This is a genomic window from Streptomyces sp. NPDC093801, from assembly GCF_040701585.1.
Lineage (GTDB): Bacteria > Actinomycetota > Actinomycetes > Streptomycetales > Streptomycetaceae > Streptomyces.
This window is the reverse complement of record NZ_JBFBDP010000021.1, coordinates 58,135-77,224: the sequence shown is the minus strand read 5'-3', so window position 1 is coordinate 77,224 and position 19,090 is coordinate 58,135. Positions and strand designations below refer to the sequence as shown.

At 73.2% G+C, this 19,090-nt stretch carries 16 protein-coding genes and 1 riboswitch; of the genes, 10 read left to right on the top strand and 6 right to left on the bottom strand.

The genetic code is table 11. The features are described from left to right. Positions 1–159: 159 nt before the first annotated feature. The 3 genes from AB0469_RS24335 to AB0469_RS24325 all read left to right on the top strand — a co-directional run bounded on the left by AB0469_RS24335 (position 160) and on the right by AB0469_RS24325 (position 2,896). Positions 160–1,629 carry an amino acid permease gene (locus AB0469_RS24335; RefSeq protein WP_366453550.1) on the top strand — a complete coding sequence of 490 codons (1,470 nt, stop codon included), beginning with the start codon at positions 160–162 and terminating at the stop codon, positions 1,627–1,629. Between the two features lie 10 nt (positions 1,630–1,639). Next, the gene (locus AB0469_RS24330; protein ID WP_007262967.1) at positions 1,640–2,095 is read left to right on the top strand and encodes an Lrp/AsnC family transcriptional regulator; all 456 of its coding nucleotides are present in this window, start codon (positions 1,640–1,642) and stop codon (positions 2,093–2,095) included. 93 nt (positions 2,096–2,188) lie between these two features. Next, positions 2,189–2,896, top strand: coding sequence for a hypothetical protein (locus AB0469_RS24325; RefSeq protein WP_366453549.1), 708 nt, complete (start codon positions 2,189–2,191; stop codon positions 2,894–2,896). Positions 2,897–3,029: 133 nt separating this feature from the next. Here the strand turns inward: AB0469_RS24325 and AB0469_RS24320 are convergent, their stop codons facing one another. Further along, positions 3,030–3,740 (bottom strand): GNAT family N-acetyltransferase, encoded by a 711-nt coding sequence (locus tag AB0469_RS24320; protein ID WP_366453548.1) that lies wholly within the window; start codon positions 3,738–3,740, stop codon positions 3,030–3,032. A 295-nt stretch (positions 3,741–4,035) separates the two neighbouring features. Here AB0469_RS24320 and AB0469_RS24315 point away from each other — a divergent pair, with 295 nt between their 5' ends. Further along, positions 4,036–4,836 (top strand): carbon-nitrogen hydrolase family protein, encoded by an 801-nt coding sequence (locus AB0469_RS24315; protein ID WP_366453547.1) that lies wholly within the window; start codon positions 4,036–4,038, stop codon positions 4,834–4,836. A 73-nt stretch (positions 4,837–4,909) separates the two neighbouring features. Beyond that, positions 4,910–6,607, top strand: a complete 1,698-nt coding sequence (locus AB0469_RS24310; RefSeq protein ID WP_366453546.1) for an NAD(P)/FAD-dependent oxidoreductase — start codon at positions 4,910–4,912, stop codon at positions 6,605–6,607. A 77-nt stretch (positions 6,608–6,684) separates the two neighbouring features. On the opposite strand, the gene AB0469_RS24305 is transcribed toward AB0469_RS24310, so the two are convergent. From AB0469_RS24305 to AB0469_RS24295, 3 genes are all read right to left on the bottom strand, one after another. After that, on the bottom strand, positions 6,685–7,326 hold the full coding sequence (locus AB0469_RS24305; RefSeq protein WP_366453545.1) for a DUF5995 family protein: 642 nt from the start codon (positions 7,324–7,326) through the stop codon (positions 6,685–6,687). 76 nt (positions 7,327–7,402) lie between these two features. After that, complete coding sequence (locus AB0469_RS24300; RefSeq protein WP_366453651.1) at positions 7,403–8,800, bottom strand: solute carrier family 23 protein; 1,398 nt, start codon at positions 8,798–8,800, stop codon at positions 7,403–7,405. A 63-nt stretch (positions 8,801–8,863) separates the two neighbouring features. Then, positions 8,864–10,090, bottom strand: coding sequence for an MFS transporter (locus AB0469_RS24295; protein WP_366453544.1), 1,227 nt, complete (start codon positions 10,088–10,090; stop codon positions 8,864–8,866). 51 nt (positions 10,091–10,141) lie between these two features. On the opposite strand from AB0469_RS24295, the gene AB0469_RS24290 reads away from it, so the two are divergent. Next, positions 10,142–11,314, top strand: a complete 1,173-nt coding sequence (locus AB0469_RS24290; RefSeq protein ID WP_366453543.1) for an ROK family transcriptional regulator — start codon at positions 10,142–10,144, stop codon at positions 11,312–11,314. 187 nt (positions 11,315–11,501) lie between these two features. Here AB0469_RS24290 and AB0469_RS24285 read toward each other — a convergent pair whose 3' ends face one another. Together AB0469_RS24285 and AB0469_RS24280 are read right to left on the bottom strand one after the other, a co-directional pair. Then, positions 11,502–12,239 (bottom strand): NAD(P)H-binding protein, encoded by a 738-nt coding sequence (locus AB0469_RS24285; RefSeq protein WP_366453542.1) that lies wholly within the window; start codon positions 12,237–12,239, stop codon positions 11,502–11,504. 153 nt (positions 12,240–12,392) lie between these two features. Further along, positions 12,393–14,762 carry a chitinase C-terminal domain-containing protein gene (locus AB0469_RS24280; RefSeq protein ID WP_366453541.1) on the bottom strand — a complete coding sequence of 790 codons (2,370 nt, stop codon included), beginning with the start codon at positions 14,760–14,762 and terminating at the stop codon, positions 12,393–12,395. 296 nt (positions 14,763–15,058) lie between these two features. Further along, positions 15,059–15,188, top strand: a riboswitch (FMN riboswitch). A gap of 215 nt (positions 15,189–15,403) precedes the next feature. On the opposite strand from AB0469_RS24280, the gene ribD reads away from it, so the two are divergent. Genes ribD through AB0469_RS24260 form a run of 4 tightly spaced genes read left to right on the top strand, consistent with a single transcriptional unit; the run spans position 15,404 to position 19,043 of the window. Further along, on the top strand, positions 15,404–16,468 hold the full coding sequence (gene ribD, locus AB0469_RS24275; RefSeq protein WP_366453650.1) for a bifunctional diaminohydroxyphosphoribosylaminopyrimidine deaminase/5-amino-6-(5-phosphoribosylamino)uracil reductase RibD: 1,065 nt from the start codon (positions 15,404–15,406) through the stop codon (positions 16,466–16,468). Continuing rightward, positions 16,469–17,092, top strand: coding sequence for a riboflavin synthase (locus AB0469_RS24270; RefSeq protein ID WP_366453540.1), 624 nt, complete (start codon positions 16,469–16,471; stop codon positions 17,090–17,092). Beyond that, positions 17,089–17,742: a nicotinamide mononucleotide transporter family protein gene (locus AB0469_RS24265; RefSeq protein ID WP_366453539.1), complete on the top strand. Its 654-nt coding sequence runs from the start codon at positions 17,089–17,091 to the stop codon at positions 17,740–17,742. Before AB0469_RS24270 ends, AB0469_RS24265 begins: the two co-directional genes overlap by 4 nt. Continuing rightward, a complete protein-coding gene (locus tag AB0469_RS24260; RefSeq protein WP_366453538.1) occupies positions 17,739–19,043 on the top strand; it encodes a bifunctional 3,4-dihydroxy-2-butanone-4-phosphate synthase/GTP cyclohydrolase II in 1,305 nt (434 codons plus the stop codon). Before AB0469_RS24265 ends, AB0469_RS24260 begins: the two co-directional genes overlap by 4 nt. Positions 19,044–19,090: the final 47 nt, after the last annotated feature.

Sequence of the window (19,090 nt, the reverse complement as noted above, 5' to 3'; positions counted from 1 at the left end):
CGGTATCACTCAGCTCGTAGGCTCACCCCCTGTACGTGGAGTGGCGCGGACCGCCTGCTCGGCGGTCCCCCCATGCCCAGACTCCCGTCTGTGTCCTGCCCGGACCGCTGCGGTCGACGCCCGAACCGTCCCCATCCGCAGTGTCAAAGGAGTCCCCTCGTGCTCGATCAGGGCCAGGCACCCCCGCTCTCCCCGGAGACGCGCAAGCCCGTGAACCCGCTGCTGCGCCGCAAGCCCGTCGAGCGACTCGTCGCCGAGGGCGGCCAGGGCGAGGGCGGCACGCTGCGCCGCTCGCTCACCATGTGGCAGCTGACCATGATCAGCATCGGTGCCACGCTGGGCACCGGCATCTTCGTCGTCCTCGGCACCGCCGCCCCCAAGGCCGGCCCCGCCGTGACGATCTCCTTCATCATCGCGGGCCTGACCGCGCTCTTCTCGGCCCTCTCCTACGCCGAGCTCGCCGGCTCCGTCCCGGTCTCCGGCTCCTCGTACTCGTACGCCTACGCCACCATGGGCGAGTTCATAGCCTGGATCTGCGGCTGGTGCCTGGTCCTGGAGTACGCCGTCTCCGTCGCGGCCGTCGCCGTCGGCTGGGGCCAGTACCTCAACGAGCTCCTCGACGGGACCATCGGGGTCACCATCCCCGAGTCGGTCTCCGCGCCGCTGGGCGAGGGCGGGTTCATCAACCTGCCGGCGCTGGTCGTCGTCCTGCTCTCCATGGTCTTCCTGATGCGCGGCGCCAAGGAGAGCGCCACGGTCAACTCGATCATGGTCGGCGTGAAGATCGTCACGCTGCTGCTCTTCATCGGCATCGGCGTCATGGGCATCAAGTCCGGGAACTACACCCCGCTCGCCCCGCTCGGCGTCACCGGCATCAGCGCCGCCGCCTCCACGCTCTTCTTCTCGTACATCGGCTTCGACGCCGCCTCCACCGCCGGTGAAGAGGCCAAGAACCCGAAGAAGGACCTGCCGCGCGCGATCATGCTCTCGCTGGGCATCGTCACCGTCCTCTACGTCCTCGTCGCCTTCGTCGCCGTCGGCGCCATGCCGTGGAAGGACTTCGAGGGCACCGAGGCCGCGCTCGCCCAGATCATGACCGACGTCACCGGCACCAGCGTCTGGGGCGTCGTCCTCGCCGCCGGCGCCGTGATCGCGATCTTCTCCGTCGTCTTCGCCGTCCTCTACGGCCAGACCCGCATCCTCTTCGCGATGTCCCGCGACGGCCTCGTCCCCAAGGTCTTCGCCAAGGTCGACGAGAAGACCGGCGCCCCCCGCGCCAACGTCGTCCTCGTCTCCGTCTTCTGCGGCCTCCTCGCGGCCTTCATCCCGCTGGGCAAGCTCGCCGACGCCACCAGCATCGGCACCCTCTTCGCCTTCGGCCTGGTCAACGTCGCCGTGATCATCCTGCGCCGCACCAAGCCCGACATGCCCCGCACCTTCAAGGTGGCGCTCTTCCCGGTCACGCCGATCCTGGGCTTCCTCGCCTGCGGCTACATGATGTTCAGCCTCGATACGGCCACGTGGATGGTCTTCGGTGGCTGGATGGCGGTCGGCCTCGTGGTGTACTTCAGCTACGGCATCCGCCGCTCCCGCCTGGCCACGGAAGAAGTGGCCACAGCAGAAAAGTGATCCATCCGCAGTGCGACTGAACGATCTCGACGAACGCATCGTGCACGCCCTCGCCGAGGACGCCCGCCGCTCCTACGCCGACATCGGCTCCGAGGTCGGCCTCTCCGCACCCGCCGTCAAGCGGCGCGTGGACCGGCTGCGCGCCGAAGGCGCCATCACCGGGTTCACCGTCCGCGTCGACCCGGCGGCCATGGGCTGGGAGACCGAGGGCTTCATCGAGATCTACTGCCGCCACAACACCTCGCCGGACGACATCCGGCGGGGGCTGGAGCGGTACCCCGAGGTGGTGTCCGCGTCGACCGTCACCGGCGACGCGGACGCCCTCGTCCAGGTCTTCGCCTCCGACATGCGCCACTTCGAGCGGGTCCTGGAGCGCATCGCGGGCGAGCCCTTCGTGGAGCGGACCAAATCCGTCCTCGTGCTGTCGCCCCTGCTGCGCCGCTTCACCTCCGGCGCGCCCGCGTAGGACGTCCCGCGCCCCCGCCCACCCGGCGGGGGCGTCCTCGTATCCGGGGACAGGACGGCGGCGCTGTCACCGGCGCGTGCCACCATCGCCCGCATGAAGATCCAGCCCTGCCCGCAGCCCGCGTGGGAGGGCGCCCCCGGCCCCTCCACCGCCCTCGACGACGGGCTGTTCGTGGTCGCCGTGCCCGGCGGGGACCTCTTCCTGCGCCCGTCCGCCCTCGCCGACCCGCGGCGGACGGAGCGGGCCGAGCGGATCGCCGCCACGGTCCGGGAGGGCTACCTGCTGACCGTCCTGCGCCGCCGGCGCGAACTCCTGGACGGTCTGGCCCGCCTCGCCGCCCGCGCCGCCGCCACCCCGGTGCCCGTGGGCGGCTACGAGGCCGACCCGGCGCTGAGCGCCCCGGAGCTGGTCGCCGAGGTCGCCGCGGTCCTCGGGACGGGTGCGGACGCGGCGGCCCTGCACCTCCAGCTCCTGGCCCTCGCCCGCCCCACCGACCGGGCCGTACGCCGCTGGAACGGCTGGACGGCCGCCCGGCACAAGGCGGCCCAGGCGGAGCTCCTGGCGACCGGCGCCGTGGTGACCGCGAAGCGGCCCCGCGCGGGCCGGACGCTGTTCGCCCCGGGGGAGTGGACGCAGGCCAAGGCCCCGCACCTCCCCGTGGAGACGGCGAAACTGGCCGCACACGTGGCGTCCGCCTCGGGCACGACCCTCCACCTGCCCCTGCTCCGCCTGCTCGCGCCGGTCCCCCCGCACGAGCTGTTCGCCCGCGCCTGGGCGGAGCGGGGCGCGGCCAGGGCCTGACGGACACGGGGACGGGAGCCGGGCGGAGGGTCGGACAGCCGCTGATCCGCGTGTTCATGCCGGCCGGCCCCCGGCCCCCGCCGACGCTACGGGAGGCCCGGGCGGGACTCAATGAACCCCGTGTCGAGCCGCGCTACGGCCGGCCGTCCCCCGCCCCGGGGGTGCGCAGCCCGATGAACACCGGCTCCCGCCGCAAGGCGAAGCCCATCGACTCGTAGAGCCGGACCGCGTTCGTGTTGTCGGCGGCCGCGTGCAGGAACGGGACGTCCCCGCGCTCGCGGATCCCGGCCGCCACCGCCCGGATGAGCAGCGCGGCCAGGCCCTGGCCGCGGTGGTCCGGGTGGGTGCACACCGCGCTGATCTCCGTCCAGCCCGGCGGCCGCATCCGCTCCCCGGCCATCGCCACCAGCCGGCCCCCGCGGCGGACGCCCAGATAGGCGCCCAGCTCGATGGTCCGGGGCAGGAAGGGGCCCGGCTCGGTCAGCCGCACCAGCGCCGTCATCTCCGCCACGTCGGCCGGCCCCAGCCGGACCGCCTCCGGCGAGGCCTCGGCCCGTACCGCACGCCCGTCCAGCTGCACGCCCGGAATGCAGCGCACGGTCTCCCAGCCGGGCGGCGGGGTCGGCAGGCCGGTCAGCCACACCTCCCGGTCCGGCCCGACCAGCGCGGCCAGGTCCGCCCAGGCGGCCGGGTCGGCCGGGTCGGCGACCGCCGCGAACGGGTTCGCCTCCGGGAGGTAGCGGGCGGCCCCGCGGCCGGAGTACTCGGCGAAGGCGCGGTGCGGGCCGGTCAGCGCGGCCCACACCGGGTTGTCGAGCGGAGCGGCGGGGTTCTCGGTGGACATGCGGTGCGGCACCCTTCCCTGGGGGCGGCCGCCCCCGGGATGCCCCGCGCGGCGGCACGCGACAGCGGCGACGGCGGCAGGCTATGCCCCCGCAGCCCCCGGGAACAGCGAATTCCGGCGTGCGCCCTCCGCTCCGCTCCGCCCGCCGAACCGGGCCCGCGCAACGATTCGCCGCACAGTGGGCAGAACGCGCAACGAATCGATGAGGCCAGCGCAACGCTGACGGCTTGTCCGGATCGAACGCCCGAACGTACCGTTTTACGACCCCCACCCCATCTGCCACAGAGGTTCGCCCATGCCCCCGCTGCGCACCGCACTCCTCCAGAGCTCCGGACGGCTCGGCGACACCGCCGAGAACCTGAAGCGGCTCGACGAGGCCGCGGCGCGCGCCGCACAGGGCGGGGCCGGGCTCCTCGTGACCTCGGAGATGTTCCTGACCGGCTACGCGCTGGAGGTCGGGGACATCGCGGGCCTGGCCGAGCCGGCCGACGGCGAGTCCGCCCACGCCATCGGGGGCATCGCCCGCCGCCACGGGGTCGCCGTCCTGTACGGCTACCCCGAGCGCGACGGCGACACCGTCTACAACTCGGCCCAGCTGATCGGCCCCGACGGGACCCGGCTGGCGAACTACCGCAAGACCCACCTGTTCGGCTGCTTCGAGCAGGAGGCCTTCACCCCCGGCGACACCCCCGTCGTCCAGGCCGATCTGAACGGCCTCCGCGTCGGCATCATGATCTGCTACGACGTGGAGTTCCCCGAGAACGTGCGCGCCCACGCGCTGGCCGGGACCGACCTCCTCCTGGTCCCGACCGCGCAGATGCACCCGTTCCAGTTCGTCGCCGAACAGCTGGTACCGGTACGGGCCTTCGAGAACCAGATGTACATCGCGTACGTCAACCGGACCGGCCCCGAGGGCGAGTTCGAGTTCGTCGGCCTCAGCTGCCTGGCCAGCCCGGACGGGGTCACCCGCACCCGCGCCGGCCGCGGCGAGGAGATGGTCCTCGGCGAGGTCGACCCCGAGCTCCTCACGGCCTCGCGCGAGACCAACCCGTACCTGCGCGACCGCCGCCCCGGGCTCTACGCCTCCCTCGTCTGAGGTCCGTCCGGCCCCTTTCCACCCCCCCGCCCGCCCCAGCCCTGCCTGCTCTGCCGCAAGGAGACGTACCCCCATGACGTCCACGGTGCCCACCACCGCCGTCCCGCACAGCGACGGACAGCTGCCGATCACCATGTTCGGCCCGGACTTCCCGTACGCCTACGACGACTTCCTCGCCCACCCGGCGGGTCTGGGCCAGATACCGGCGACCGAGCACGGCACCGAGGTCGCCGTCATCGGCGGCGGCCTGTCCGGCATCATCTCCGCCTACGAGCTGATGAAGATGGGCCTCAAGCCCGTCGTCTACGAGGCCGACCAGATCGGCGGCCGCCTGCGCACCGTCGGTTTCGAGGGCCCGGGCACCGAGGGCCTCACGGCGGAGATGGGCGCCATGCGCTTCCCGCCCTCCTCCACGGCGCTCCAGCACTACATCGACCTGGTGGGCCTGCAGACCCAGCCCTTCCCGAACCCGCTCGCCGAGGCCACCCCCTCGACGGTCGTGGACCTCAAGGGCGAGACCCACTACGCCGAGACCATCGCCGACCTCCCGCAGATCTACCGCGACGTCGCCGCCGCGTGGAACGCCTGCCTCGACGAGGGCGCCGACTTCTCCGACATGAACCAGGCGATGCGCGAGCGGGACGTCCCGCGCATCCGCGAGATCTGGGCCAAGCTCGTCGAGAAGCTCGACAACCAGACCTTCTACGGCTTCCTGTGCGAGTCGGAGGCCTTCCAGTCCTTCCGCAAGCGCGAGATCTTCGGCCAGGTCGGCTTCGGCACCGGCGGCTGGGACACCGACTTCCCGAACTCCATCCTGGAGATCCTGCGCGTCGTCTACACCGAGGCCGACGACCACCACCGCGGCATCGTCGGCGGCTCGCAGCAGCTGCCGATGCGCCTGTGGGAGCGCGAGCCCGAGAAGATCGTCCACTGGGCGCAGGGCACCTCGCTGTCCTCCCTGCACGAGGGCGCCCCGCGCCCGGCCGTGACCCGTCTGCACCGCACCGCGGGCAACCGCATCACGGTCACCGACGCCAACGGCGACATCCGCACCTACCGCGCCGCGATCTTCACCGCGCAGTCCTGGATGCTGCTGTCCAAGATCGCCTGTGACGACACGCTGTTCCCGATCGACCACTGGACGGCGATCGAGCGCACCCACTACATGGAGTCCAGCAAGCTCTTCATCCCCGTCGACCGGCCGTTCTGGCTGGACAAGGACGAGGAGACGGGCCGCGACGTCATGTCGATGACCCTGACCGACCGCATGACCCGCGGTACCTACCTGCTGGACGACGGCCCGGACCAGCCGGCCGTCATCTGCCTGTCGTACACCTGGTGCGACGACAGCCTGAAGTGGCTGCCGCTGTCCGCGAACGAGCGGATGGAGGTCATGCTGAAGTCCCTCGGCGAGATCTACCCCAAGGTCGACATCCGCCGCCACATCATCGGCAACCCGGTGACCGTCAGCTGGGAGAACGAGCCCTACTTCATGGGCGCGTTCAAGGCCAACCTGCCGGGCCACTACCGCTACCAGCGCCGCCTGTTCACCCACTTCATGCAGGACAGCCTCCCCGAGGACAAGCGCGGCATCTTCCTCGCGGGCGACGACATCTCCTGGACCGCGGGCTGGGCCGAGGGCGCCGTCCAGACCGCCCTGAACGCGGTCTGGGGCGTCATGCACCACCTCGGCGGCTCCACGGACGCCACCAACCCCGGCCCGGGCGACGTCTACGACGAGATCGCCCCGGTCGAACTCCCCGAGGACTAGTACCCGACCGGTACCCCCGGGTCCACGGCCACGGGCCGCCCCCGCGTCGATCACGCGGCGGCGGCCCGTCCCCTGTTTCATCCCGTCGGCGTCAGCAGGCAGCGGCCCACCAGGCCCACGCCCGCGTCGAGGGACTCCTCGAACTCCTGCGCCAGGTCGGGGGAGCGGCGCAGGGTCCACAGGAGCCGGGCCGCCGCCCAGGCTCCCGCGCGGGCGCGCTCCAGGCTCCAGGAGCCCAGCAGGTGCGTCAGCGGGTCGGCGATCTCCAGCAGGTCCGGGCCCGGCATCAGGTCCTCCCGGATGCGCTCCTCCAGGGAGACCAGGGTGTCGCCGACGCGGTGGAAGTCGGCCTCCAGGGCCGCCGGGGCGCAGTCCAGGACCCGGCAGGTGGACACCACCGCCAGGGCCAGGTCGTGCCCGATGTGGGCGTTGATCCCGGCCAGAGCGTGCTGGAGCGGCCGCACCCCCGGGTGGCGGCGGTACTGGAGCAGCGGGCGCCAGCAGGCCGGCGCCCGGTCCGATTCCACCGCCGTCAGGTACCGCTCGGCGAACCGCACGCTGAGCGTCTCGGCCCGCCGGGGCTCGGGGAAGCCCCCGCGCCCGATCCGCTCGTGCAGGCTCTGCGTCACGGTCAGGTACACCCGGTTGAAGACGGCGACGCCGTCCTGCGCGGGCAGCCGCTCGTCGAGGACGCGCATCCGCGCGAGTACCGCTTCCATGACAGGCAGCGTCCCAGCCGGGGCGGCCGGCGCGGGGAACTTGGCCGCGGGCTTCCCCGGTTCGGGCGAAGCGCCGTCAACCCCGCTTGTCCCGGGGCTCCTCGGAGCCGTCGTAGGCCGAGGTGCCCGAGTCCAGCAGCGGCTCCTGCCGCTTGAGGTGCTCCGGCGCGAAGTGGCGCAGCGCGTGGTAGCCGGTGATCACCACGATCGTGCCGAGCGCGATGCCGCCCAGCTCGAAGGTGTCGCTGAAGCGCAGCCTGACGCCGCCGACGCCGATGATGATGCCCGCCGCGGCCGGCACCAGGTTCAGCGGATTGCTCAGGTCCACCCGCGCGTTCAGCCAGATCTGCGCGCCGAGCAGGCCGATCATGCCGTAGAGGATCACGGTGATCCCGCCCAGCACCCCGCCGGGGATCGCGGCGACGACCGCGCCGAACTTCGGGCACAGGCCGAAGAGCAGCGCGAACCCGGCCGCCGCCCAGTAGGCCGCCGTGGAGTAGACCCGGGTGGCGGCCATGACGCCGATGTTCTCGGAGTACGTGGTGTTCGGCGGGCCGCCGACCGCCGTGGACAGCATGGACGCCGCGCCGTCGGCGGCGATGGCCGTGCCGAGCTCGTCGTCCAGCGGGTCGCCCGTCATCTCGCCGACGGCCTTGATGTGCCCCGTGTTCTCGGCGATCAGCGCGATCACCACCGGCAGCGCGATCAGGATCGCCGACCACTCGAAGGCCGGCGCGTGGAACGCCGGCAGCCCGATCCAGTCGGCCTTGCCCACGCCGGAGAGGTCGAGCCGCCAGTGGTCCACGGCCTCGGTCCCGCCCGCCGGGGAGTGGATCTTCCCGAAGACCAGGTCGAGGACCCACGAGAGCGCGTACCCGAAGACCAGGCCCAGGAAGATCGCGATCCGCGACCAGAAGCCGCGCAGGCACACCACGGCCAGCCCGGTGAACAGCATGGTCAGCAGCGCCGTCCACTGGTCCTGCGGCCAGTACGTCGACGCCGTCACCGGAGCCAGGTTGAACCCGATCAGCATCACGACCGCGCCCGTCACCACCGGCGGCATCGCCGCGTGGATGATCCGCGCGCCGAACCGCCGCACGGCCAGACCCGCAAGGAACAGCACCGCGCCGACCACGAACACCGCGCCCGTGACCACCGCGCTGTCCCCGCCGCCGGCCCGGATCGCCGCCGCGACGCCGACGAAGGCGAGCGAGCAGCCCAGGTACGAGGGGACCCGCCCGCGCGTGGCGAGCAGGAAGACGGCGGTGGCGACGCCCGACATCATGATGGCCAGGTTCGGGTCCAGGCCCATGAGGACCGGGGCGACGAAGCTCGCCCCGAACATCGCGACGACGTGCTGGGCGCCGAGCCCGGCGGTGCGCGGCCACGACAGCCGCTCGTCCGGCCGCACCACCGCGCCGGGGGCAGGGGTCCGCCCGTCTCCGTGCAGGGTCCAGCGCAGGCCGAAGCCCATGTTCCACCACTTCCGTTCCGCCGAGAGGTCAAGGATCATGACCGCAGGGCGGTCCGCCATATATTACGGCCGGATAGCAGCGGGTTCGTCCCGATTGGCGGTGTCCGCGGCGCCCGGTACGGGCCCCGGCCGCAGCACCGCCGCCCCCGCGACCAGCGCGCACGCGAGCAGCGTCACCAGGCCGAACGACCACACCAGCGAGGTCGCGTCCGCCACCGTACCGATCGCCGACGGGGCGATCAGCCCCGAGGTGTACGTGATCGTCGCGACCCCGGCGATGGCCTGCGCGGGGGCCGGCCCGCTGCGCGCCGCCGCCGCGAAGGCCAGCGGCACCACCACCGCGATGCCCAGCCCGATCATCCCGAACCCGGCCATGGCCGCCGCCGGCTGGCGGACGGCCACCACCAGCAGCCCGCCCGCGGTGGCCAGCACGCCGCCCGCACGCACGGTGCGCACCGCCCCGAACCGGTCCACGACCCGGTCCCCGGCCAGCCGGGCCACGGCCATGGTCAGCGCGAACGCCGTGGTGGAGGCGGCGGCCGCTCCGGCCTCGGTACCGAGCACGTCCCGCAGGAAGACCGCCGACCAGTCCAGGCTCGCGCCCTCGGCGAAGACCGCGCAGAACCCCACGGCCCCGATCAGCACGGCGGCCTTCGGCGGCCGGGCGAAACGGGGCGGGGCCTGCGCCTCCGGCTCGCTGCGCAGGTCCAGCACCCCGCGGACGGCGGCCAGCCCGGCCGCGGTCAGGACGAGGGCGGCGATCAGGTGGTGCAGCCGGGCGTCGGTCCCGGCGTGCGCGGCGACCGTGCCGGCGGCCGAGCCGAGCAGGGCGCCCACGCTCCACATCCCGTGCAGCGAGGACATGATCGAGCGGCCGAGCCGGTTCTCCGTCTCCACCCCGAGCGCGTTCATGGCCACGTCCGACATGCCGGCGGCGGCCCCGTAGAAGAAGAGGGCGCAGCACAGGGCGGCCAGGTTCGGGGCGAGGCCCGGCAGGACCAGGGACAGGGTCCACAGCGCCAGGAGCCCGCGCAGCGCTGCGCGGGCTCCGAAGCGGTGGTTGAACCGCCCGGCCAGCGGCATCGCGACGGCCGCGCCGAGGGCGGGGAAGGCGAGGGCCAGGCCCAGGGTGCCGGCGTCGATCCGGGCGTGCTCCTGGATCCAGGGGATGCGGGTGGCGAAGGAGCCGGTCACCGCGCCGTGGGCGCAGAAGACGGCGGCTATCGCGAAGCGGGCGCGGCGCAGCCGCGCCGGGCCGGTGCCGGGTTCCCCGGCCGTCACGGTCGTCATGGAATGAAACTATCAGGCAGCCTGCCTGATAATTGAAGTCCTTTCCCTAGGATGGGTCTCGTGACCCCTGTGAAGGCGATGTCCCCCGCCGCTCCCGCCCCGGCCCCCTCGCCCGCCTCCCCGAGCACGGCCCGGGCCATGAACGACCGGCTCGCGCTCGAACTCCTCCAGGCGGAGGGGGCGCTGACGGCGACCCGGCTCAAGGAGCTGACCGGACTCTCCCGCCCCTCCGTCGCCGACCTGCTGGAACGGCTCGGCGCGGCCGGGCTGGTCGAGGTCGTGGGGGAGTCCGGAGCGGAGCGCCGTGGCCCCAACGCCCGCCTCTACGGGATCGTCGCCCGGCGGGCCCACCTGGCCGCCCTGGACGTCCGCACCGACAGCGCGACGGCGGTGGTCACGGACCTGCTGGGCAACCCGCTGGCCCGCGCGGAGCTCCCCGTCGACGCCGTCGGGGAGGCCGTGGACCGGCTGGAGGCACTGGCCCGGCAGGCCGGGGCGCAAGCGCTGCACACGGTGGTCGTCGGCGCGCCGGGCCTGGTCGCCCCGGCCACCGGCGAGCTGCGCGACAGCGGCGGCCTGCCCGCCTGGCACCGGGACCTGGCGGCCGCGCTCCAGCGGCGGCTGCCCGCCACGGTGGTGGTGGAGAACGAGACCAACCTCGCGGCCCTGGCCGAACAGCGCGTCGGCGCAGCCCGGGACGTGGACTCCTTCGTGCTGCTGTGGCTCGGCGACGGAGTCGGGGCCGCGGTGGTGCTCGACGGGCGCCTGCGCCGGGGCGCCTCCGGAGGGGCGGGGGAGATCGGCTTCCTGCCGGTGCCCGGGACCGCCGCGCTGCCCTCCGCCACCGACTGCGGCGGCGGCTTCCACGCCCTGGCCGGCCGTGCGGCGCTGGCCGCCCTGGCGGCGGGGCACGGCTTCGGCGGTCCCGTGGAGGAGGCCCTCGCGGGCGCCGCCGGGGAGGCCTTCCTGGAGGCGGTCGCCGAGCGGCTCGCCCTCGGGGCGGCGGCCGTCGCCGCGGTCCTGGACCCGGGCTGCGTGGTCCTCGGCGGGGCGCTCGGGCGCGCGGGCGGCGAGGACCTGGCCGCCCGCGTCGCCCGCCGGCTCGCCGCGCTGAGCCCCGTGCCGACCGCGGTCCGGGCCACGGCCCTGGGCGACCCGGCGGTTCTGGAGGGCGCCAGGCTCGCGGCCCGCGAGGCCGCCCAGTCCGTCCTCTTCGCCGGCTGACCGCCCCGGGTGCCGCTGCGCGGAATCCAGCCCGCGCGGCGTTCGAGCGCACCCGGCGCGGCGGCGCACCGGACGGTGTCCGGGGCGGAGCCCCCGGGGGGCACCTCCCGGCGGTAGCCGGGGGAGGAGCGGAGAAGGGGCGCGGCGGGGCGACGGCTCCGCGCAGCGGCCCCGTACCGCCGGACGGCTACCCGCGCCGCGCCAGGAACTCCTCGAAGGTGATCCGCCCGACCGCCCGCTCCGGCGCCAGGATCCCCCCGCGCCGGAACCCGGCGTACGCCCGCCCCGCCAGCGGCACCCCCACCACCCGCCGCCGGCTGCCCTTCGCCGCGAGGAAGACCCGGCCCCACTCCTCCAGCGTGCGGACCTGGGGCCCGCCCATGTCCGGCACCCGGCCCGACGGAGCCTCCCCGGCCAGCTCCGCGAGCCGGTCCGCGACCTCCTCGACGGCGATCGGCTGCACCCGTACGCCCTTGGGCACCGCCACCACCGGCAGCTTCGCCAGCGAGGCCGTCACCCGGGCCACCAGGTCGTGGAACTGGGTGGTCCGCAGGATCGTCACCCCCAGCCCGGACCCCTCCAGCATTCGCTCCACCCGCAGCTTCGTCCGGTAGTAGCCGAACGGCACCACGTCCACCCCGACGATCGAGATGTAGACGAGGTTCGTGACGGTCCCGGCGCGCCGGACCGCGTCGATCAGGTGCCCGGCGGCCGCGTCGTCGCCCCCGCGCGGCGAGCTGGCGCAGTGGACCACCACCTGTACCCCCGCCAGTGCCGCGTCCAGCCCGCTGCCGTCGCGCAGGTCGACCGGGTACGCGGCGGAGGACCGGCTCAGCGCCCGGACCTCGTGGCCCTGGTCGCGCAGCATGGTGACGACCAGGGCGCCGAGATTGCCGGTGCCGCCGGTCACGAGGATCGTGCTCATCGTGGGGTGTCCTTCCGCGGGGGAGTGCCTTCCCCCACAGGACAGCCGGGGCCGCCGGAATGTGACACCGGCGCGCGGGAGGGCGCGCGGACGTGCGGGGACCCGGTGGCCGCCGGGCCACCGGGTCCCCACGTGCGGTTCACCCGCCGGGTGTCAGCAGGCGCCCAGGTCCTGCCAGACGCCCCACTGGCCGGTGGTGCCGGGCTCCTCGTTCTGCGTCCACCACTGGGCCTTCCAGTTGCGGCCCTTGTGCGAGACGACCGTCCCGCCGTTGTAGACCGTGCCCGCCGCGTACGCCGGGTTGGTGCAGGTCCCGCCCGGGGGCGTGGTCGGCGGCGTCGTCGGGGGCGTGGTCGGCGGGGTGGTGGGGGGAGTGGTCGGCGGGGTGGTCGGGGGAGCGGTGGTGCCCGGTTCCACGACCGTCGTGCCGCGCGCCAGGTCGCCGGCGAGGGCGTACGTCGTGCCGGAGACGTTCACCGTCCAGTTGGAGGGCGTGGACACCGGCAGGTAGTAGTTGAACGCCAGGTCGACCGTGGCGCCGGGAGCCAGGGACTGCCAGGCCGGCAGCTTCAGCGAGACCCGCTGGAAGTCGCCCTTCAGGCCGCCGACGTTGCTGCCGGTGTGCCCGCTGCCGATCACCTTGGTGCCGAAGCCGGACTGGTCGGAGGCGTTGTTCGGGGCCGAGGTGCCGTAGTCGAACTGGAACTCGGTGCCGCCGGGCAGGGTGGTCTTCGTGTTGTTGGTGATCTTCAGCTTCGGGGTGATCGGGTAGTTGGAGTCACCCAGCTTGAAGTCGGTGAACTCCGTCTTGACGTCGACCGCCCGGGCGGGCAGCGCGCTCCCGGCCTTCTTGGCGCCGTAGGGGGAGGCCGCCTTGAACTTGTCGTACATCAGCGAGGTGAGGGTGTCGCCCATCTCGTACTGGCCCTTGGCCGCGTTGTACGCGTAGTCGCCCGCCAGCTCCCAGACCATCGTGCCGCCGATGCCCTTGTCCACGACGTAGTCGGCCTTGGCGGCGACGGACTGCTCGTCCTCCGTCGACAGGAAGACCTTCTTCTGGGCGTTCCACAGCCACGGCGCCACCAGCGTGGAGTCGTACTTGCGGGCATAGGTGCCGGTCAGCGTGGTGTTCGCGGGGAAGCCGTAGGTGGTGACGTAGTCGCCGACGACGCCCTTCTCCAGGTTCTTGGCGTGCCACATCGGGTTCGAGCCCGCCGGGGACTCGACTCCGTTGGCGTCGAGGTCGTGCCAGAGATTGTCGATGCCGACCGCGCCGTCACCGCACTTGGTCAGACCGGCGCCCGCCGGGCAGCCGGTGGCCGGGGCCCTGCCCCACAGGCCGTCGGTGCCGCCCTGCACGTTCTTGAAGCCGCGGGTGTAGTACGGCAGGCCGATGTTGATCCGGCCCGACGGCATCGAACCGCGGAAGTAGTGGTAGGCCCAGTCGGTGTTGAGGTAGCCGACGCCGCCGTACTGGGAGGTGGAGTAGACGCCCGCGGCCGCCAGCTCGGCGTCCTTGCCGTCGTCGAAGAGGGAGGCGTTGGGGCCGACGTACTCGTTCCAGGCGCCGTGCAGGTCGTAGGACATGATGTTGACGTAGTCCAGGTACTTCTGCATCTGGAACGTCTCCATGCCCCGCAGCAGGTAGCCGGAGGAGGGGGCGGCGACGGAGAGCAGGTAGTGCTTGCCGTCGGCGGCGCCCGCGCGGTCGAGCTTCTCGCGCAGCGACTTCATCAGGGCCGCGTAGCCCTGGACCAGACCGGCCCGGCGGGCGTTGGACAGCTGCCAGTCCAGCGGGTTGCCCGCGTCCTTCATGGTCGTCGGGTACTCGTAGTCGATGTCGACGCCGTTGAAGCCGTACGTGCGGATGAACGCGACGGAGGAGTCCGCGAAGGTGTCGATGCCCGCCTGGTTGACGGAGCCGTCGGCGTTGGTGGCCATCGAGTAGAAGCCGCCGGAGGCCACGCGGTTGCCGTCGTCGCCGAAGTAGCCGCCGGTCTCGGCCCAGCCGCCGACCGAGATCAGCGTCTTCACGTTCGGGTACTGCTTCTTGAACTTGTTGAGCAGGTTGAAGTGGCCCTTGTAGGGGAGGGCCGGGTCCATCTCGGCGCCGGCGACCCCCGGCCAGGTCATCCCGGTGGCGGCGTTGTTCGGGCCGTCCGAGCCCACCGAGATCCTGTTGTCCGGGCCGACGTGGGCGAAGGCGTAGTTCAGGTGGGTGACCTTGGACCACGGGACGTTGTTGGCGAGGTAGGCGGGGGTGCCGTCCTTGCCCGTGCGCCAGCCGGTGAAGTAGCCGATGACGCGGCGCTGGTGGTCCGCGCCCATCTTCTCGCGGCCCTCGGAGTCGTAGACGGAGCAGTAGGGGACGTCCGCTCCGGGGGTCTTGTACAGCCCGTCGGGGCGGCAGCTCTCGTTGTCGGCTGCGTGTGAGACGCCCGCGGAGAGCCCGCCGACCAGCAGGCCGGCGATCGCGGCGCCGGATGCCAGGAGCATCGCTCTCGTACGTGTGGGGGACGGCATGGTGCCTCCTGGGGAGGGGAGGATGGCAGGGCCAAGTGCGGCAACAGGCGGATACGTGACGCTGGTTGGCCCATGACGTGCGCACGTCGGCAGGCCGGCTCCCGGGAAGATGAAGGGAACGTTAAGAGGACTAGACCAACCCGTCAATAGGTCTGGACCAACCTCGGATCCGACGGGTTCCGGACACCGCCGCCGCCACAGGGGCGCTCGAGGACGGCTTCCTTGTGAGCCAGGCCACAGCGCTTCACCCGCATGGCCGCCGATCCCCCGTGGCACACTGACCCTAGTACCAGTAGCAGCGCACTCCGGGGTCGGTGTAATTCCGAACCGGCGGTATAGTCCGCGACCCGTCCGCAGCCAGCGGCCGGTTGACCAGGTGAAATTCCTGGACCGACGGTTAAAGTCCGGATGGGAGGCAGTGCGCGGCGGGCAGTCACCGGTACGCCGCCGTCGGCGGTCCACCGACGTATCCCAGGGATACGTGTCGGACGGGCCGTGCTTCCGGCCCCGGCGTTCCCGCGTGCGCTTTCCCGCTTCATCTGTCGTATCCCGACAGGCCCCGGAGTCCGTGCCCGATGAGGCAGGAGGACCCGGTGGCGACACACGCCGCGCAGGCAGCACCCGACCCGAGCACCACCACGATGCGCCGGGCCATCGAGCTGGCCTCCCGCGGACTCGGCTCCACCAGCCCCAACCCCGTCGTCGGCTGCGTCATCACCGACCCCGCGGGCGCCGTCGTCGGCGAGGGCTGGCACCAGCGCGCCGGCGGTCCGCACGCCGAGGTCCACGCCCTGCGCGCGGCCGGAGACGCCGCCCGCGGCGCCACCGCCTACGTCACCCTCGAACCCTGCAACCACACCGGCCGCACCGGCCCCTGCGCGCAGGCGCTCATCGACGCCGGGATCGCCCGCGTGGTCTACGCCGTCTCCGACCCGAACCCGCAGGCCAGCGGCGGCGGTGCCACCCTGCGCGCCGCCGGGGTCCCGGCCGAGGCGGGCCTGCTCGCCGACGAGGCCGAGCAGGGCAACGCCGCCTGGCTCACCTCCGTCCGCCTGGGCCGCCCCCACGTCACCTGGAAGTACGCCGCCACCCTCGACGGCCGCAGCGCCGCCGAGGACGGCAGCAGCCGCTGGATCACCTCCGCCGCTTCCCGCGCCGACGTCCACCGGCTGCGCGCCGAGGCCGACGCCGTCCTCGTGGGCGGCGGCACCCTGCGCACCGACGACCCCCACCTCGCCGTCCGCGGGGTCGACGGGGCCGTCCAGCCGCTGCGCGTCGCCCTCGACACCCGCGCCGGCCTGCCCCCCACCGCCCGCATCCTCGACGACGCGGCCCCCACCCTGATCGTCACCGGCGAGGACGCCGACACCCGCCACCTGAGCGGCACCGACATCCTGCGGCTGCCCCTGCACGACGGCCGCGTCCCCGTCCCGCGCCTGCTCGCCGAGCTGTACGCCCGCGGGGTGCGCTCCGTCCTCCTCGAAGGCGGACCCGCCCTCGCCGGAGCCTTCCTGGAGGCCGGCGCAGTCGACCGCGTCGTCGGCTACATCGCCCCGGCCCTCCTCGGCGCCGGCCCCGCGGCCCTCGCCGGCGCCGGCATCACGAACATCGCCCACGCCGTACGCCTCGACATCACCGAGGCCGTCCGCGTCGGCACCGATCTGCGCATCACCGCCGTCCCCTCCAACGCCCCCAAGGAGCACTGAGTGTTCACCGGAATCGTCGAAGAACTGGGCGAGGTCACCGCCGTCGAGCAGCTCGCCGAGGCCTCCCGCTTCCGCCTGCGCGGCCCGGTCGTCACCGAGGGCGCCAAGCACGGCGACTCGATCGCCGTCAACGGCGTCTGCCTGACCGTCGTGGAGACCGCCGACGGCGAGTTCACCGCCGACGTCATGCAGGAGACCCTCAACCGCTCCAGCCTCGGCGCCCTGGGCGAGGGCTCCCGGGTCAACCTGGAGCGCCCCATGGCCCTCGGCGGCCGCCTCGGCGGGCACCTGGTCCAGGGACACGTCGACGGCACCGGCGAGATCCTCTCCCGCACCCCCTCCGAGCACTGGGAGCTCGTCAAGGTCGCGCTCCCCGCGCACCTCGCCCGGTACGTCGTGGAGAAGGGCTCCATCACGGTGGACGGCGTGAGCCTCACCGTCGTCGAGGCCGCCGCCGACCACTTCACCATCAGCCTCATCCCCACCACCCTCGCGCTGACCACCCTGGGCATCAAGCAGCCCGGCGACCCGGTCAACCTCGAGGTCGACGTCCTCGCCAAGTACGTCGAGCGCCTGCTCGCCGCCGGCGTGAACCCGCTGCACGCCGGGGAGGGGCAGAAGTGAGCGCCCTGACCTGGCTGAACTCCGAAGCCTTCACCGCCTTCGGCCAGAAGATCATCTGGTCCGACGCCCTCGGCAACACCATGGGCCTGGCCGCCCTCGCCCTCGGCTGGCGGCGCTCCATCTGGACCTGGCCGACCCAGTTCCTCTCCGGGGCCGTCCTCTTCGTCGCCTTCGCCGCCGGCCACCTCTCCGGCAACGCCGGCAAGCAGGTCGTCGTCATGCTCGTCGCCCTGTGGGGCTGGGCCCAGTGGACCCGCGGCAAGCGGCAGGCCCAGGACGCCTCCCTCGCCGTCCGCTTCGCCACCTGGCGCGAGCGCGGCCTGCTGCTCGGCGCCGCCGCCGTCGGCACCCTCGCCGTCACCGGCCTCTTCACCCTCTACCCGTGGATGTCCTGGAACCCGCTCCCGGACGCCTACATCTTCGTCGGCACCATCGTCGCCATGTACGCCCAGGCCAAGGGCCTGGTCGAGTTCTGGTTCGCCTGGCTGCTCGTCGACGCCGTCGGCGTCCCCCTCGCCTTCACCAGCGGCTACGCCTTCTCCGCGTTCGTCTACGTGATCTACGGAGCCCTCGTGCTCTGGGGTGCCCACGACTGGTACCAGCGCTCGCGCACCACCCCCGCCCCGGCCCTCGAAGGAGCAACGGCATGACCCCCGCCCTCAAGCCCGTGCCCGACCCGGCCGACTCCTACGCCGAGGAGTCCTTCCGCCTCGACCCCGTCGAGCAGGCCATCCGCGACATCGCCGCCGGCCGCCCCGTCGTCGTCGTCGACGACGAGGACCGCGAGAACGAGGGCGACCTCGTCATCGCCGCCGAGAAGGCCACCCCCGAGATCATCGCGTTCATGATGAGCGAGTGCCGGGGCCTGATCTGCGCGCCGATGGAGGGCCCCGAGCTGGAGCGCCTGGAGCTCCCGCAGATGGTCCGCGACAACACCGAGTCGATGAAGACCGCCTTCACCGTCTCCGTCGACGCGAGCGCCGCCCACGGCGTCACCACCGGCATCTCCGCCGCCGACCGCGCCACCACCCTGCGCCTCCTGGCCAACGGCGCCTCCGAGGCCGGCGACTTCGTCCGCCCCGGCCACGTCTTCCCGCTGCGCGCCAAGCCCGGCGGGGTCCTGGTCCGCAACGGCCACACCGAGGCCGCCGTCGACCTCGCCCGCCTCGCGGGCCTGCGCCCCGCCGGCGCCATCGTGGAGATCGCCGGCGAGGACGGGGTCATGCTGCGGCTGCCCGAGCTGATCCCCTTCGCCCGAAAGCACGGGCTGACGATCATCTCCATCGAGGACCTGATCGCCTACCGCCGCTCCGCCGAGCCCACCGTCCGCCGCGAGGCCGAGGTCAGCCTGCCGACCGCCGCCGGCGAGTTCACGGCGTACGGCTACCGCTCCACCGTCGACGGCGTCGAGCACGTCGCCCTCGTCCACGGGGAGATCGGCGACGGCCGCGACGTCCTCGTCCGGATGCACTCCGAATGCCTGACCGGCGACATCTTCCAGTCCCAGCGCTGCGACTGCGGCCCCCAGCTCCAGGCCGCCATGGCCCGGGTCCAGGCCGAGGGCCGCGGGGTCATCGTCTACCTGCGCGGGCACGAGGGCCGCGGCATCGGACTGCTGTCCAAGATGCGCGCCTACGAGCTCCAGGAGCGCGGACGCGACACCCTGGACGCCAACCTGGAGCTGGGCCTGCCCGCCGACGCCCGCGACTACGGAGCCGGCGCCCAGATCCTCGCCGACCTGGGCGTGCGCACCGTACGGCTGCTGACCAACAACCCCGACAAGGCCGACGCCCTGGAGAGCCACGGCATCTCCGTCGCCGGCCGGGAGGCCATGCCGGTCGGCGCCGGCGAGCACAACCTGCGCTACCTGCGCACCAAGCGCGACCGGATGGGCCACGACCTCCCCTGGCTGGAGGGGGCCGTGCCCACCTCCGCCTGCGGGAACCAGTAGTCACCCCGCACCACCCCACCCCAACCCCACACCCGTCAACCCCGGTA